At 72.8% G+C, this 14,907-nt stretch carries 11 protein-coding genes; 7 read left to right on the top strand and 4 right to left on the bottom strand.

Annotation, left to right across the window (positions count from 1 at the left end):
* Positions 1–167 precede the first annotated feature (167 nt).
* From ACZ6IM_RS31660 to ACZ6IM_RS31645, 4 genes are all read left to right on the top strand, one after another.
* Positions 168–707 carry a GNAT family N-acetyltransferase gene (locus tag ACZ6IM_RS31660; RefSeq protein ID WP_469561219.1) on the top strand — a complete coding sequence of 180 codons (540 nt, stop codon included), beginning with the start codon at positions 168–170 and terminating at the stop codon, positions 705–707.
* A gap of 67 nt (positions 708–774) precedes the next feature.
* On the top strand, positions 775–1,578 hold the full coding sequence (locus tag ACZ6IM_RS31655) for an SAM-dependent methyltransferase (RefSeq protein ID WP_052841016.1): 804 nt from the start codon (positions 775–777) through the stop codon (positions 1,576–1,578).
* A 182-nt stretch (positions 1,579–1,760) separates the two neighbouring features.
* Positions 1,761–2,216 carry an SRPBCC family protein gene (locus ACZ6IM_RS31650; protein WP_469561216.1) on the top strand — a complete coding sequence of 152 codons (456 nt, stop codon included), beginning with the start codon at positions 1,761–1,763 and terminating at the stop codon, positions 2,214–2,216.
* Positions 2,217–2,328: 112 nt separating this feature from the next.
* On the top strand, positions 2,329–5,469 hold the full coding sequence (locus ACZ6IM_RS31645; RefSeq protein WP_469561213.1) for a discoidin domain-containing protein: 3,141 nt from the start codon (positions 2,329–2,331) through the stop codon (positions 5,467–5,469).
* A 67-nt stretch (positions 5,470–5,536) separates the two neighbouring features.
* Here ACZ6IM_RS31645 and ACZ6IM_RS31640 read toward each other — a convergent pair whose 3' ends face one another.
* Positions 5,537–6,655, bottom strand: coding sequence for a saccharopine dehydrogenase NADP-binding domain-containing protein (locus tag ACZ6IM_RS31640; protein ID WP_469561210.1), 1,119 nt, complete (start codon positions 6,653–6,655; stop codon positions 5,537–5,539).
* 119 nt (positions 6,656–6,774) lie between these two features.
* On the opposite strand from ACZ6IM_RS31640, the gene ACZ6IM_RS31635 reads away from it, so the two are divergent.
* The gene (locus ACZ6IM_RS31635; RefSeq protein WP_469561207.1) at positions 6,775–7,341 is read left to right on the top strand and encodes a TetR/AcrR family transcriptional regulator; all 567 of its coding nucleotides are present in this window, start codon (positions 6,775–6,777) and stop codon (positions 7,339–7,341) included.
* A 120-nt stretch (positions 7,342–7,461) separates the two neighbouring features.
* Here ACZ6IM_RS31635 and ACZ6IM_RS31630 read toward each other — a convergent pair whose 3' ends face one another.
* A complete protein-coding gene (locus tag ACZ6IM_RS31630; RefSeq protein WP_052841020.1) occupies positions 7,462–8,040 on the bottom strand; it encodes a hypothetical protein in 579 nt (192 codons plus the stop codon).
* 40 nt (positions 8,041–8,080) lie between these two features.
* Between ACZ6IM_RS31630 and ACZ6IM_RS31625 the strand changes: the two genes are divergently transcribed.
* Positions 8,081–8,605, top strand: coding sequence for a diadenosine tetraphosphate hydrolase (locus tag ACZ6IM_RS31625; RefSeq protein ID WP_469561204.1), 525 nt, complete (start codon positions 8,081–8,083; stop codon positions 8,603–8,605).
* A 22-nt stretch (positions 8,606–8,627) separates the two neighbouring features.
* On the opposite strand, the gene ACZ6IM_RS31620 is transcribed toward ACZ6IM_RS31625, so the two are convergent.
* Positions 8,628–11,057 (bottom strand): glycoside hydrolase family 95 protein, encoded by a 2,430-nt coding sequence (locus ACZ6IM_RS31620; RefSeq protein ID WP_469561201.1) that lies wholly within the window; start codon positions 11,055–11,057, stop codon positions 8,628–8,630.
* A 152-nt stretch (positions 11,058–11,209) separates the two neighbouring features.
* The gene (locus ACZ6IM_RS31615) at positions 11,210–13,099 is read right to left on the bottom strand and encodes a right-handed parallel beta-helix repeat-containing protein (RefSeq protein WP_052841023.1); all 1,890 of its coding nucleotides are present in this window, start codon (positions 13,097–13,099) and stop codon (positions 11,210–11,212) included.
* 391 nt (positions 13,100–13,490) lie between these two features.
* On the opposite strand from ACZ6IM_RS31615, the gene ACZ6IM_RS31610 reads away from it, so the two are divergent.
* Entirely contained in the window at positions 13,491–14,666 is a 1,176-nt protein-coding gene (locus tag ACZ6IM_RS31610) for a GntR family transcriptional regulator (RefSeq protein ID WP_469561198.1), read from the top strand.
* Positions 14,667–14,907: the final 241 nt, after the last annotated feature.

Raw genomic sequence — 14,907 nt, 5'->3', positions numbered from 1 at the left:
AGAAGCGGGCGGAGCCGGACACCCGAGCCGAAGGACCACACCGGCCCTTGACCATCGTCGGGGTTGACAGCCGGTAGCGGGGCGTCGGCCCCGGCCCGGGGGCCGCACGACGCTCGTGTCCCGGGGAAGCCGATGTGCGGCGCCTCCAAGGCTGTTAGCCTCCGCGCATGTCAGACCTGGGGCCCGTCGCCTGGCCGCCCGCGCCGATCACGACCGGGAGACTCGTGCTCCGTGCCCCCGAGGCCCGGGACCGTGCGGTGTTCGTCGAACTGCTGGCGTCGCCGGAGGTGCACGCGTACCTCGGCGGGCCCCGTCGGCGCGACGAGCTCGAGCGCGAGCTTCCCGTGGTGCCCGAGCGGTGGCCGGGGAGTCTCGTCGTCGACCTCGACGGGGCGATGATCGGCCAGATCCTGCTCAGAAGGGCTACGGAGCACCTTCGTCCGGCGGCCGCGGGAAAGCTCGATCTCGGCTATCTGTTCCTGCCGCGCGTGTGGGGACACGGGTACGCCGCCGAGGCGTGCGCGGCGGCACTGGACTGGCTCGACGGCGTCCTTCCCGGCGAGCCGGTGGTGCTCGCCACCCAGACCGCCAACTCCGCCTCGATGCGCCTCGCGGCCAAGCTGGGGTTCATCGAGGTGGAGCGGTTCTGGGCCTGGGACGCCGAGCAGTGGCTCGGCCTGCGGTCACCGGTCACACCGTCCGCATGAGCGGGCGCCTCACCGGGAAGTTCCGTACCCGGCCCACCATGACGCAACCCTGTGTGAAGCTTTGCCTATGACTCAGCCGCGTGAAGAACTCAGGGCGAGACTGCAGACCGATCGTCCGCACTCCGCCCGTGTCTGGAACTACCTGCTGGGAGGCAAGGACAACTATCCCGTCGACAGCGAGGCCGGCGAGGTCATCCTGACGACGTTTCCGGAGTTCGCCGCCGTCGCCCGTCTCCAACGGCGGTTCCTGGCCCGCGCGGTACGCTTCCTGGCCGGTGAGGCCGGCATCCGCCAGTTCCTCGACATCGGCACCGGGCTGCCCACCGCGGACAACACCCACGAGCTGGCCCAGCGCATCGCGCCGGAGAGCCGCATCGTGTACGTGGACAACGACCCCCTCGTCCTCACCCACGCTCAGGCGTTGCTCACCAGCAGCCCGCAGGGTGCCTGCGCCTACGTCGACGCCGACGTCCGGGACCCGGAACGGATCCTGGGCGAGGCCGCCAAGACCCTGGACCTCAGCCGTCCGGTCGCGCTGACCACACTCGGGATCATGGGTCAGATCTCCGACGCCGACCGTCCCGCCGAGCTGTTGAACACGCTGCTCTCGGCGCTGCCCGCGGGCAGCTACCTGGCCCTGAGCGACGGCACCAACGGCAACGAGGCGCTGAACCGGGCGGTCGAGGTCTACAACGGGCAGTCGGCCAACACCTACCACCTGCGCTCCCCGCAGGAGATCGCCGCCTTCTTCGCCGGCCTGGACCTGGTGGAGCCCGGGGTCGTGTCCACGGCCTCCTGGCGCCCGGACGCCGACCAGGCGGAGGAGCCCACGGCCGACGTGTCCGTCTGCGGGGTCGCGGCCAAGAACTGACGTCCCCCGCCGCCGAGTCGGCGGGAACCCTGGGGTGCCCGCCGACCGGTGCCGTACGCCGCGAGCTCCGCCCGCCGCGGCGGTACTCCTCCGGACGGACCCATGTCCCGGCGCGTTCCCCGGGGCCGCCGGATCACCGGGCTAGTGTCGGCGTTCCGTCGTCCTGAGGGAGCGTGTCCAGCTTGGCCCGGAACCGTCGTCTGATCCTGAGTACCCCGTCCGAGGTCTGGAGCCTGCTGTCCGACGGGCACCGATACGGGGAGTGGGTGACCGGCACCCGGCAGATCCTCGCCGCGGACCCGCACTGGCCGCAGGTTGGCGCCCGGCTGCGCGTCAGGGTCGGGGTGGGCCCGCTGGTCCTCGACGACACCTGCGTCGTCCGCGTCTGCGAACCCGAGCGCCGCCTGGAACTGGAGGCGAAGGCCGAACCGTTCGGCGCGGCCCGCATCGCCATGAAGTTGATGCCCTGGGGCGACGCCACGCTCTTCGTGCTGGACTGGCACGCGTTGCGCGGGCCCGGCATCCGGATGCACGGACTGCCCGTGGACTACCTCGTCGAGGTCCGCAACGGCATGATGCTGACCAAGCTCGCCAGGATCGCCGTCCGGGAGCACGACCGCGCACCGCGGCAGGGCTGAGGACGGGCCCCACGAGGGCGAGCCTCCCCGGCCCGCACCCATTGACACGCCGCTCATGGCCGGTCGAGGATGACCGCGTTGACAACGTTGTCGTCTGGTGAAGAGGACCATCATGGGCCCCGTTTCCGTCCCTCTCGGCCGCAGACTCCTGCTGCGACTCCTCGGCGCGACCGGCGCCGCGGCCGCCCTCCAACCGGCGCTGGGGTCCCCTTCGGCCGCCGCCTCCTCCTCCGCCACGGGCTCCGCCCGGCCCGTCGACCCGCCGGACGACGTCGCCGCCACGTACCACCGCGTGCTGCTGCGGCACACCCGCTGGTCGGAGACGCAGTGGGACGAGGCCAAGGGGACGTACACCGACCAGTACTTCGGCTTCGCCGTCGTCCTCGGGCACGCCGTGCTGCTGACGCACGGGACCTTCGACGAGGAGGCGGCCGGTATCGACCGGGAGACGCTCAGGCGCCGCACCCTGGCGACCCTGCGCCACTTCGCCGCCTCCAACCGGCTCACGGGCGGCACCCAGTGGGGCCGCACGCTGTTCTTCGACACCACCTTCCAGTCGTACTTCATCCTCGCGGCCCACCTGTTGTGGGACGAGCTCGACGCCGCCACCCGCGCCGCGGTGGACACCATCACCCGCGAACAGGCGGCGTACACGCACTCCCTGGGCACGGGCGACGACCCGGCCTCCGGCGACTGGACCCCGAACGGGCTGGAGGGCGGGTACGTCGGCGACACCAAGCTGGAGGAGATGGGCCTCTACGCGCAGACCCTCGCTCCGGCGCTGGCCTGGGCACCGGACGACCGGCGCCGCGCCGAGTGGGCGACCGACTACGGCACCTGGTCGCGCAACGAGGGCGGCCTGCCGCCCGCCGACCTGGCCAACCCCGCACGGGTGGACGGGGTCCCGGTCTCGCGCAACACCGCGCACAACACGTACGACACCTTCATCGTCGAGAACCACGGCTCGTTCGGGCCGCACTACCAGGAGGAGATGTGGCGCACCTCGGGGCGTAACGCGGCGCACTTCCTCGCGGCGGGCCGGCCGCTGCCCGAGGTCCTGACCAGGCAGCCCAACGCGGAGCCGCTGTGGCGGACGCTGCTGGGCGTGATGTCGGACGCGGGCGAGCCGCTGATGCCGATGGTGGACGACCGAGAGCACCTGTACGGCAGGGACGTCATACCGCTGGCCTTCCTCTCCCGGGTCGTGGGAGACCGGGCGGCGGCCCGCGCGGAGACGGAGCTGGCCTCGCGGCTGGAGGCCTACCAGGCGTATCCGCCGGAGTACCGGCTGGCGAAGTTCTCGGGCGAGCCGAAGTACGAGCCCGAGGCGCGCGCCGAACTCGCCATCAGCTATCTGCTGCACGTGTGGCCGGACGCGGGGCCGCGGGTGCGGCCGATGTCGCGCGAGGAGTTGTTCGCGCACGCGTCCGGGGTCATCGACTTCGGGACCGGCCCCGGTCTGGTGTCCCACCAGTCCCCCGCCGCGTGGGCCGGTGCGGTCACGAAGCCCGGGTTCGTGAAGTTCGCCTGGCAGCCGGCGCACGACGACTGGCTGTTCCGGCTCGGCGGCGGCACCCCGATGTTCCTGCCCTCCACCGCCGCCGAGGTCACCGGCAGGACGGTGCGCGTGCACACCGCGCTGCGCGACGGCTTCGACGGCAGCGCCACGGTGCTGCGCCTGAGCGAGGGCTTCGCCGGGTACGCGACGCTCCCCACGGGTGCGGTCGTCTACGCCGGCGAGGGTCCGGTCGCCGCCGGTTCACGGCTGGAGGTGCACAATCTCACCATGCCCGGTGTGGCGGGCCTCGGCGGCAGCCGCACGTACCGGTTCGCGGAGGGCTCGGCCACGGTGCGCGCGCAGGACGCCACTCCCTCGGCCGCGGGGCGCGTCGACGAACTGGCCTTCACCCGGACGACGGTGCGGCACATACGCATGCTGGGTGTGCAGCCCGCCCCGACGTACGGGTACTCGCTGTACGCGGTCGAGGTGCGGGACGGGGCCGAGGGTCCCGACCTCGCACGGGGAGGCACGGCGACGGCCTCCTCGCAGTCGGCCGGCATGGGGCCGCAGCTGGCCGTGGACGGCAACGGCGGGACCCGCTGGGCGGTCTCGCGCGAGGACCGCAAGCGGGCGGACAGCTGGTGGGCGGTGGATCTCGGCGCCGAGCGTGCGCTGGACCGGGTCACGCTGCGCTGGGAGGCGGCCGCCGGTCGTTCCTACCGCATCCAGGGTTCGTCCGACGGCACCCGGTGGACCGACCTGACGACGGGTCCCGCCCCGTCGCTGCGCAGCCGTGGCGGGTGGCTCGACGTCGACGGCCGTGCCGGGCTGGTCGTGCGCGGCGGCGGCGAGCGGACGCTGGCCGTGTACGGCGACACGATCGTCCCGGCCGAGGGTGCGCGGGACGCGCTCGTGATCGAGGGGCACTGCGGTGTGTCGGCCGACGAGCTGCGTGTCCTGGCCGGGAGCGCCGCGCCCGCCGCCGAGGACGGCCGGGTCCGTGCGGCGCGGGTGGACGGGTACCTGAGCCTGTTCAACCTGTCGGCGGACGAGGTGGAGACGCGGGTCGTGGTGCCGCAGCAGGGCGGACGGCGAGAGGTCTACGAGGGCGAGCAGACGGTGACCCGGGAAGGCGTCGACTACCGTGCGCGGCTCGGCGCCGCGTCGGCTTCACTGCTCGCGCCGCGCTTCACCCTCACCGCGCTGTCCGGCCGGACGCTGCCGTCCGGGCTGCGGGTCCGGGTGGCCGACGGTGCGACCCTGCTCCTGTCCGGCGCGCACTGCCGGCTGCGGATCGAGGCGCAGGGCCGCAGCGCCGACGCGACCGTGCGGGACGGAGGCGAGACCCGCGTGACGCTGCGTGGTGCACAGCCCTTCCCGCACCAGGACCACGCCCTGGGCCGGAGCACCTTCCCGACGAGTCCGCTGCCGCCCGGGATGTCCCGCCCGGACGCCGCCGTGGACGGCGACCCGGACACGGCGTGGCACCCCGGCCGGGACGGCCGCATGGTGGTCGACCTCGGCGCGCGCACCGAGGTGCGCTGGGTGGAGGCGCAGTGGCGGACCGGCGCGGCCCCGGCGGCGCGCGTGGAGTTCAGCACCGACGGGGTGCGCTACCAGCGTGCCGGGACGCTGGACGGCCGCGGCCGCGTACGCCGGCTCACCCGTGCGGGCTCGGTCCGGTACGTCGCGGTGACGGTGCAGGGTGCGCCGCACCAGCACGACGGGCTGGTCAGGCTGTCCGTGGGCTGAGGCCTGCGCCTGCGACGCGCCCTCCCGGGGTCCGCCGGGCCGGCGGCGGACTGGGAACCGGTGGGCGTCAGTTCAGCAGGAAGGCGCCACCGGCGGTGGTCGCCACGTCGGGCCCGAGGGCGGCCGCCGGCGTCCACGCCCCCGGCGTGCCGGCGCCACCGGCCAGGAGTTCGGTGACCGTGACGGTGACCTCCGTCGTGAAGTCCATGCCCTCGCCCGCGCGGAGCCATCCCTCGCGCCGGGTGCCGTCGGCCCACTCCACGACGGCGTGCCCCCAGGAGTGCTCGCGCGGCCGGGGCGCGGCCTTGGCCGTGACCCGGCCGAGCCGGTCGACGGCGAGGCGTCGCAGCGGCGGGACGGACAGCAGGCGGCCCAGCAGCGGCATCAGGGCACGCAGGCCCGGAGCCGTCGGCGCGAGGGCGGAGGTGGCGGTGACGAACGGCGCCCCGCTGGCCAGGTGCGCCGCGACCAGTTCCCCGGACGCGGCACCTGCCGACTTGGCCGATGTCCCGTCCGGGAAGGTGAGTCGCCGGGGGTCGGCGCCGAGGCGCACGGTCACCTGCCGTCCGTTCTCGTAACGCCGCCCGCCCGTGACGAGCGCGTCCACGATGCCGGCCGCGAGGGCGGTGCCGAGCGCGCCCGCCTCCAGCTCCACGGAGGCCACGGAGTCGACGCGTACCCTGCGCGGCGTGGGGCGGTCCTGGCACAGCTTCGCCACCACCGCCTCCGTCGCCAGCACACCGAAACCGGCGCCGGTGACCAGAGTGCTGCCCGCCCGCGCCGCTTCGTCGTGCAGGGCGAGCAGTCCCTCCACGGCGCCGACGTCATTGGCCTGGTCGACATAGTGGCCGCCGCCGGACATGCAGGCGCGGGCGATCACCGGTGCCGTGGCGGCGTAGGCGCCCATCGTGTTCACCACCACCCGCGGGCGCCCCCGGACGACCTCGTCCGCGATTCGCTCGGCCGAGTCGGCCACGACGACCTTCGTGTCCGCGGGCAGACCGGCTTCGGCGCCGGCGGCGGCCATCCGCTCCCGGCTGCGTCCGACCGGTACGACCGTCAGCCCCCGCGCGGCCAGTCGCGCGGCCACCCGTCGGCCCACACGGCCGGTCGCCCCCACGATCCACACCTCGTCGTTCGTCCTGTTCCCGCTCGTCGTCCCACTGGTCCTGCCGTTCTCGGTCATGCGTACGTCCCTGCCTGCTCCGGGGTCGCGCCGGGGCGGACCCCAGCGATGACACACAGTGCCATGACTTCAGGCTAGCACTGATGGCACAGCGAGACATCACCTGTTAGGGTCGGCCCATGGCAAGGTGGGATCCGGGTGCCGAGCAGCGCCTGAAACGGGCGGCTCTGGAGCTGTACTCGGAGCACGGTTACGACAACGTGACGGTGACCGACATCGCCGAGCGGGCCGGGCTCACCCGGCGCTCCTACTTCCGCTATTTCCCCGACAAGCGCGAGGTCCTGTTCGGCGGCTCGGAGCGCCTGCCCCCGGCACTGGCGGAAGCCGTCCTGGCGGCAGACCCCGACACCGCCCCGCTCACCGCCGTCCTCGACGCGATGTCCCAGGTGGGCACCCAGCTCGTCGCACAGGTGCAGGACACCGCGGAGCGCCGGGCGGTCATCGACGCCAGCCCCGAGCTGCAGGAACGCGAACGGACCAAGGCGGCCGCGGTAACCCGGGCGGTCCGCGACGCCCTGGTCCAACGGCAGGTCGAGGCCGACACGGCGGAACTCGTCGCGCAGCTCGCCACGGTGGCTTTCGGCAACGCCTTCCGGCACTGGATCGACGCCGGCGGACACACGAGTTTCGCCGACTGCCTCGGCAAGGTGACCGACCGGCTGCGGGCGGCCCTCGCCGAAGCGTGAGCCGCGGCCCGGCCACCGCGGGCGTCGTCGGGCGCGGCGACTCACCCGCCCGGCCCGGCCGACTCCTCGTGCGGCTGGTCGTCCGGGCGCTTGCGGGGCGGGGGAGCGGTCCGCTCCCGGTCAGGCGCGCAGGCGTGCGAGTTCGTCCGCGCGGCGGTGGTCCTTGGGGCGGCCGAGGGCCCGCCGCATGCGGATCAGGTCGTCGAGTGCGGCGTAGCGGACGGTGAAACCCATCGGGTCGCGGGTGGTCTCGGCCCGGGCCAGGCAGGGCGTGACGTCCAGGTCGCCCCAGCGCAGGACGGGGGTGCACAGGTCTCCGTCGGCGCCGGTGACCCGGTACCCCACCTGTTCGCGGTCGAGGTCGGGCGGTTCGGTGCAGCCGCAGGCGGCGAGGGCGTCACGCAGGGCGCGTGCCTCGTCAAGGGTGCCGTCCCACAGCAGGTCCAGGTCTCCGGTCAGTTCGGCGGAGCCGTGCAGGATGCCGGCGACCTGGCCGATGACCACCGCGTGCGATCCGGCGTCGTGCAGCGCCCGGAGGAAGGGGAAGGGGTCGAAGCCGAGTGCCCCGTCCGTGGCGAAGGTGCCCCGCACGTCGTCGGCCTCCGCCGAGAGCCGTCCGACGGGGGCGCGTTCGCGCGTCGCGTGCCGGGTCCGTTCGATCGCCCGTCGCAGGCGCAGGGCGGCTGTCGTCTCGCTCATGCGCCCATCCAACACGGCCCGGCCACTGTAGGTTGTCGCGATGACAGGTGACTGGCGGACGGACCGGATCGGGTCTGCGCTCAGGGGCGAGAACCCGACCGTGCTGCGGCGGTTGACGGCCGGATTCGCGGTGATCGGGGACGTGCAGTTCCTGCCGGGCTACTCGGTTCTGCTCGTGGACGAGCCGGGTGTGCGGCGGCTGTCGGACCTGCCGAGGGCCAAGCGGCTGTCGTTCCTGTCGGACATGGACCGGCTCGGTGAAGCCGTCGAGCGGGCCTGCGGGCGGCTGGACCCTGCCTTCCGGCGGGTCAACCTGGAGATCCTGGGGAACAAGGACCCGTTCCTGCACGCGCATGTCTGGCCGCGGTACGAGTGGGAGCCGGCGGATGTGGTGGGTCTTCCGGTGTGGCTCTGTCCGCGTGAGCGGTGGAGTGCCGAGGAGTTCGGGCTCGGTCCCCGGCACGACGCGCTGCGCGAGGCCATCGGCGGCGAACTGGACCAGGATGTCGCGGGCTCCGTGGACGTCACCGCGGTCGCCCCCGTTCCGGTGGGACGGCCGCGGTGAGGTGTGATGGGTCGTGACGCCGTTACCAGGTGACCGGGCCGAGCAGGTAGCGGCCGTCGCGGTGGGTGGCGAAGGACACCACGTGCTCCTCGGGGCGTTCGGCGTCGGCGCCTTCGACGCGCACCGGGTGCGGGGTGCGGATCCGCACGGGGTTGCCGAGCAGCGAGCGCACCTGCGCGCGGGTGATGCCGTCCGCCGTCCACTCCAGGTCGATCTCGAAGCCGCCGCGTGCCCGCAGCCCCCGGAAGGCTCCGGTGGGCCAGGCGTCGGGCAGGGCGGGCAAGAGCTCGATCTCGCCGGCGTGGCTCTGCACGAGCATCTCGGTGATGCCGGAGACACCCCCGAAGTTGCCGTCGATCTGGAAGGGCGGGTGCAGGTCGAAGAGGTTGGGCGCGGTGCGCGCCGGGGTCAGCAGGTCCGCCAGGTGCTGGTAGGCGCGCGCCGGGTCCAGCAGCCGGGCCCACATGTTGATCTTCCAGGCGAGGGACCAGCCCTGTCCCGCGGTGCCACGCAGCTCCAGGCTCTTCCTGGCCGCCGCGGCGAGTTCCGGGGTGCCCCTCGGCGTGATCTGCGCGCTCGGGAACACACCGTACAGGTGGGACACGTGGCGGCTTCTGACCAGGGCCGCCTCCTCCCAGTCGACGAGCCACTCCTGGATCTGGCCGAGGTGGCCGACGCGGGTGGGGGCGAGCCGGTCGCGGACCTCGGTGACGCGTTCGACGAGCCGGGGGTCGCGGTCCAGCACCTTCGCGGCCTGCCGGAAGGCGTCGAAGAGGTCCCGCAGGAGCTGCATGTCCATCGTGGGGCCGGCGCAGATGCTGACGCTCTCCCCCTCGTCCTGGTGGTGGGTGACCTCGGGCGACTGCGAGGGGTTGGTGACGAGCCGGCCGGTTTCCGCGTCCACCTGGAGTGTGTCGAGGAAGAACTCCACCGCGCCCTTCATCACCGGGTAGTTGCGGCTGAGCGCGCCCGTCTCGCCGGTGAACCGGTAGTGGTCCCACAGCATCACGCACAGCCAGGCGCCGCCGGTCGGCCACATGCCGTACTGTGCGGCGTCCACCGGTGCCGTGCCGCGCCAGCCGTCGGTGTTGTGGTGCAGTACCCAGCCGGGCGCGCCGTAGAGGGCCTTGGCGGTGCGGGTGCCGGACTCGGCCAGTTCGTGCACCATCCGCACGGCCGGGTCCCAGCACTCGGCGAGGTTGCCGGGGCCGGCGGGCCAGTAGTTCATCTCGAAGTTGATGTTGACGGTGTACTTGGACTCCCAGGCCGGGTTCAGGCTGTCGTTCCACAGGCCCTGGAGGTTGGCGGGCTGTCCGGGCGACCGGGAACTGGAGGCGAGCAGGTACCGGCCGTACTGGCAGTAGAGCGCGGCCAGTTGGGGGTCATTGCCGTCGGCGAACAGCGGGATGCGTTCGTCGGTCGGCAGGTTCACGCGCTCCGACGGCCCGAGGTCGATGGCGACCCGGCCGAACAGGCGCCGGTGGTCGGCGACGTGCCGCTCGCGCAGGTGTGCGTACGGCTTCTTCGCGGCCGGGGTCAGACGATTGCGGGCGCGGGCCTTGGGGTCGGCTCCGACGTCGAGGTAGTTGCGGTAGCTGGTCGCCATGGAGATGACGAGGGTGGCGCTGTCGGCGCCCTCGACGGTGAGGGTCCCGCCGTCGGTGCGCACCCGGCCGCCCTCCGCCTCGGCACGGGCCAGAGCCCTGAAGCGCACGGAGCCGGGCAGGCCGTACCAGTCGCCGCTGACGCCGTCGAGGGCGATGGTGTGGGCGTCCACCGCCGAGTCGCCGGACCGCTGGGGGCTGGTGAAGCGGGCGGAGAAGCCGACGGCGCCCGGGGTGTCGGTGCTGAGCCGGACGACGAGGACCTGGTCGGGGACGCTGGCGAAGACCTCGCGGACGTGGCGTATCCCGCCCCGGGTGTAGGTGGTGCGGGCGATGGCGGTCTCCAGGTCCAGCTCGCGTTCGTAGTCGCTCACCTCTCCCTGGCCCGCGAAGGTGAGTTCGAGGTCGCCGAGCACCTGGTAGGCGGCCTGCTCCGAGGGGCTGCCGAGGAATTCGGCGTCGATCAGCCGCTGTGCCTGGTTCCACTTCTCCTCGACCACCAGGCGGCGGATTTCGTCCAGGTGCCGCACGGCCTCGGGGCGGGCGTAGTCGTTGGGGCCGCCGGCCCACAGGCTGTCCTCGTTGAGCTGGAGCCGTTCGGTGTCGGTGCCGCCGAAGACCATGGCGCCGAGCCGGCCGTTGCCCACCGGCAGGGCCTCCAGCCACTCCCCTGCCGGGGCGCGGTACCACAGCCGCATGGGGTTGGCGGCGGGGTCCCCTCGCCGCGCCGCCGACGGGGCGGGGTCCGCCGTCTGTGGCGCGGCCGGTGCGGGAGCGGCGCTCAGCGCGGTCGCCGCCGCGGACGCTCCGGCCGCGGCCAGGACGTTTCGTCGGGACAACTCGGGCATGGCTGTGCCTCCAGGTGCGTGTTGAGGGCGGTGAGGGTGCTCGGTGCTCCCGGCACGGGCGGGGTTCGGGCCCGCGCCACCGCACCCCGGGCAGCGGCTCGTACGGCTCGCTGCCCGGGGGCGCTCATCGATCGCGACCGGTCAGAGACCGCTCACTGGGTGTCCCCGTCGGGCAGCGGGTAGGGGAAGCCGGCGGTGACGCCGATCTTGTCGTACTCCATCTTGGCGGCGTCGTACCCGTCCTCCCAGTTGGCGTTCTTCACGTCGTTGCACTGGTAGCTCTGGTACGACTGGTCGGTGGTCCTGCCGACCTCGATGTCCTCGAAGGTGAAGCCGCAGCCGCCGGCGTCCATGTGGATGCCCCGGGTGCCGCTGTCGGGCATCGACTCGTCCGGGATGACGTCGCCGATGACCATCTGGCGCACGTGGTTGTCCATCGGGTACGGCTCGACGTTGTTGACGCCGTAGGTGTAGAAGGCGCCCATGTCGCCGCTGTCCAGGCCGGCTTCGTCGATGCGCAGGTACTCGAAGGTGTTGCCGCGGGCGTAGTTGTCCTTGAGGGCCACTTCCGGGCGCACCTCGAGGCTGATGCCGTAGCGGGCGCTGTGCTTGACGTGACTGTGGCTGACGGTGTTGTGCCCGGTGTTCATCAGCTCGATGCCGGAGGCGTCGCCGGGGTTCAGCTCACCGTAGTGGGAGATGTAGTTGTTGGTCAGCAGGTGGCCGTTGGAGGTGTTCCCCTCCCCCGGGTAGGGGCCCTCCACCTTGATCCCGTCGGCGCCGATGTTCTCCAGCAGGCTGTCGCGCACCGTCAGGTGGTCGTTGGCGGCGAGGGCGTAGACGGCGTGGTAGCCCGTGTCGGAGATCTTCAGCCGGGACAGGGTGACGTCCTTGCTGTTGGTGAGGGAGACGGCGCCGAAGCGGTTGCGCGGCATCTCGATCTGCCGGTCGTACTCCGGGTACTTGTGCACCTCGCCGGAGTCGCCGTCGCTGATCCACCCGTTGCGGTACCAGTCGACGAAGTCGCTGTACTGCAGGGCGAGTCCGTCCAGGGTGACGTCCCGCACCCGTCGGTCGGGGTCGGCGCCGGCCAAGTCGAACAGGGTCTTGACCGTGGGGCGCAGCACGGTGACGTCGTCGATGTCGCCGCGGGGCTTGTAGTACAGCTGCCCCTTCTTGAAGTCCAGGTAGTACTCGCCGGCCTGGTCGAGGAAGTCGAGCGAGTTCTGGAGGAAGTAGCGCGAGCCGCCGCCGGAGTTGTTGAGCGCGTACCGGGTCCAGTACTTGAGCGTCATCTGGTTCTTGGCGGGGTTCCAGTCCCGGACGGGGACCGTGTCGGTGAACCAGCTCCAGCTGCCGCCGGACCAGACCACCGCCTGGGCGTTGCTGAGGTCCCAGGTGGCGTCCCAGTCACCGGGGTTGGAGTACAGCCACTGGTGGACGGCCTCCTTCTCCGGTTCCGGCAGGGTGGAGGTGAGGTACGGGGCCCATTCGTCGTCGGACTTGCGGTTGGGGTAGCGGGCGGTGGTGGCGCGCCGGCCGTCCTCGAAGAGGGTGTAGAAGGGGCTGTCCGTGCCGACGTCGGCACGGTAGATGCCGTCCTTGTACTCCTCCCATCCGGTGACGGGCTGGGCCCCCATGACCCGCGCCTTGCCGGGGCCGTCGTAGGAGCGGTAGACGACCTGGTGGCCGTCGGTGCCCGAGTCGCGGTCGTCGAGTTCGACGGTGCGGCTCAGCGGGTAGTCGCCGGCGCGCAGGTTGACGTGGATGTCGCAGCGCATCCCGCCAGGCCGGTTGAGACCCTTGTCGCGGATGTGGTCGCGGGCCTTCTCGACGGTCTTGAACGGCTTGCTCCTGGTCCCCTTGGCCTGGTCGTTCCCGTCGGGGGACACGAACAGTTCGGTGGCCTTGCAGCCGGCGGCCTGGGCACTCGCCTCGGGCGTGTCCAGGGTGGCGCCGCCGACCAGCAGGGCGCCGGCCGCGAGCAGCAGGGGCAGTCTTCTGGTCCTTCGTCGTGCTGGTCGTACCTGGGTGGTTGGCACGAGGTCTCCTTGCCGCGTGGAGTGCGTGATGTCGTGGTCCGGATTCCTGTGGGCCGGCCGGTGTGTTCCGTGCCGTCACGGGCGCTGGTGCCGCGCGGGCTCGTGTTCCTGGTGCGGGGGCGTCGGCGCCGTCCGGAGGCTTCGCGCCGTCCGCCGATGGGCCCGGGGCCCGGAGGGGGCGGAGCCCGCCCCCGGGGTGCTCGCTCCGGCGGAGCACCCGCACGGCATCGCCGTACGTGACTAGTGGGTCACTGATCGAGCAACGATAGTTAATATGTTCGTGCCGTGGTGTCGTCAATACGCGAGGCTGAACCTGAAATTGATGACCTGAGGGGCGACGGACGCACGGCCCGTGAGTCATAAGTTCACGCATCCCAGGAAGCGCGGTGCCATGACCGATCCCGACCTGCCCGCGTTTCCCCAGCTCGCTGCCGAGGAGCGGGCGGCCCTGACGGACCTCGCCCGGCAGCAGCCGGCCGGTCTCCGGCTGCGCGGCCGGATCGTCCTCGCCTGTGCCGAGGGGCTGACCAACGCGGAGGTGGCCCGGCGGCTCACGGTCAGCCCCGCCACGGTGGCCAAGTGGCGGGAGCGCTATCTGCGGCGGGGCATCGCCGGTCTGCACGACGCGCCTCGCTCGGGACGGCCCCGCAGCGCGGACCGGCGGCAGGCGGAGGCCCGGGTGGCGGCGGTGCTCGAACAGGCCCGCGCCGGTGCCCCGGTGCCCTCCACCCGCTCACTGTCCGACACGCTCGGTCTGTCGCAGTCCACGATCGCCCGGATCTGGCGGGAGCAGCAGGCCGAGCTGCCCGATCCGCCGGTCGCGCGCCCGGGCGGACCGCGGGGGGAGACGGGCGGGGGTGCGAGCGGGGCCCAGGACGGTCCGGTGCCGGGTACGCCGCGTATGCCGCGGCAGTTGCTCTCCGACCATGTGTACACCCTGCTGCGCGACTGGATCGTGGGCGGCCGGCTGGCGCCCGGTCAGCGCCTCGTCGAATCGGAGATCGCGCGCGGTTTCGGCACCAGTCAGGCACCGCCCCGTGAGGCGATCAAGCGCCTGGCCTACGAGGGGCTGGTCATCTCCCAGCCGCACCGCGGCACTTACGTCGCGCGGGTCTCCGAGCGGCAGGCGCAGGACGTCAGGGACATCCGGGTGATGTTCGAGGAGTACGCGGCCCGCCGGGTGGCCGGCCGGCTGGACGCCGCGCACACGCGGCTGCTCTCCGAGGACGTGACCCGGCTGCGCCGGGCCGCGGCCGAGGACGACATCGGTGCCTTCCGCGACGCGGACATGTCCTTTCACCGGCATGTGTGCGAAGCGGCCGGCAACGCGGCGCTGATCCGCCTGTGGCGCATGATCGAGTCCAGCCTGTGGGACCTGCACGTGCTCGGCGATCCGCGCTACGCCGGTGGCTGGGGCGCGATGGCCGAGCACCACGCCGAACTCCTGGACGTCCTGCGCTGCGGTGACCCGGACGTCGCCGGGCGGATGTTCGCCGACCACGCCGCGGGCGAGACCGCCCGCTACCTTCCGGACCGGTCCGGGCCCGCCGCCGGCCCCGGCCGGTGAGACGACCGCCGCCACCGGTTCCGGCTCACCGGGTCACCGCACGCCCCGCGCAGGCCGCTCCGGTCCGTCACGGGCCCGTCGGTAGGTGGTGTGAGGCTCGACGGACGTGAGCCGCGGGCGGACGGGAGGCGCTCAGGCCGCTCCGGCCATCCGTCGTACGACGCCCTTGATGAGTGCGGCGAGGGCCGCCACCCGCTCGGGCGTGGCCTGGGACTTGAGCAGCGAGGAGCTGACGGCGAAG

This window comes from Streptomyces sp. NPDC042336 (assembly GCF_055581985.1).
This window is presented reverse-complemented; position numbering and strand designations above follow the sequence as displayed.

Excerpts from the sequence above, each read along its gene's own strand:
- ACZ6IM_RS31660 (WP_469561219.1), top strand. The coding sequence starts at position 168 with ATGTCAGACCTGGGGCCCGTCGCCTGGCCGCCCGCGCCGATCACGACC.
- ACZ6IM_RS31655 (WP_052841016.1), top strand. The coding sequence starts at position 775 with ATGACTCAGCCGCGTGAAGAACTCAGGGCGAGACTGCAGACCGATCGT.
- ACZ6IM_RS31645 (WP_469561213.1), top strand. The coding sequence starts at position 2,329 with ATGGGCCCCGTTTCCGTCCCTCTCGGCCGCAGACTCCTGCTGCGACTC.
- ACZ6IM_RS31640 (WP_469561210.1), bottom strand. The coding sequence starts at position 6,655 with ATGACCGAGAACGGCAGGACCAGTGGGACGACGAGCGGGAACAGGACG.
- ACZ6IM_RS31635 (WP_469561207.1), top strand. The coding sequence starts at position 6,775 with ATGGCAAGGTGGGATCCGGGTGCCGAGCAGCGCCTGAAACGGGCGGCT.
- ACZ6IM_RS31630 (WP_052841020.1), bottom strand. The coding sequence starts at position 8,040 with ATGAGCGAGACGACAGCCGCCCTGCGCCTGCGACGGGCGATCGAACGG.
- ACZ6IM_RS31625 (WP_469561204.1), top strand. The coding sequence starts at position 8,081 with ATGACAGGTGACTGGCGGACGGACCGGATCGGGTCTGCGCTCAGGGGC.
- ACZ6IM_RS31620 (WP_469561201.1), bottom strand. The coding sequence starts at position 11,057 with ATGCCCGAGTTGTCCCGACGAAACGTCCTGGCCGCGGCCGGAGCGTCC.
- ACZ6IM_RS31610 (WP_469561198.1), top strand. The coding sequence starts at position 13,491 with ATGACCGATCCCGACCTGCCCGCGTTTCCCCAGCTCGCTGCCGAGGAG.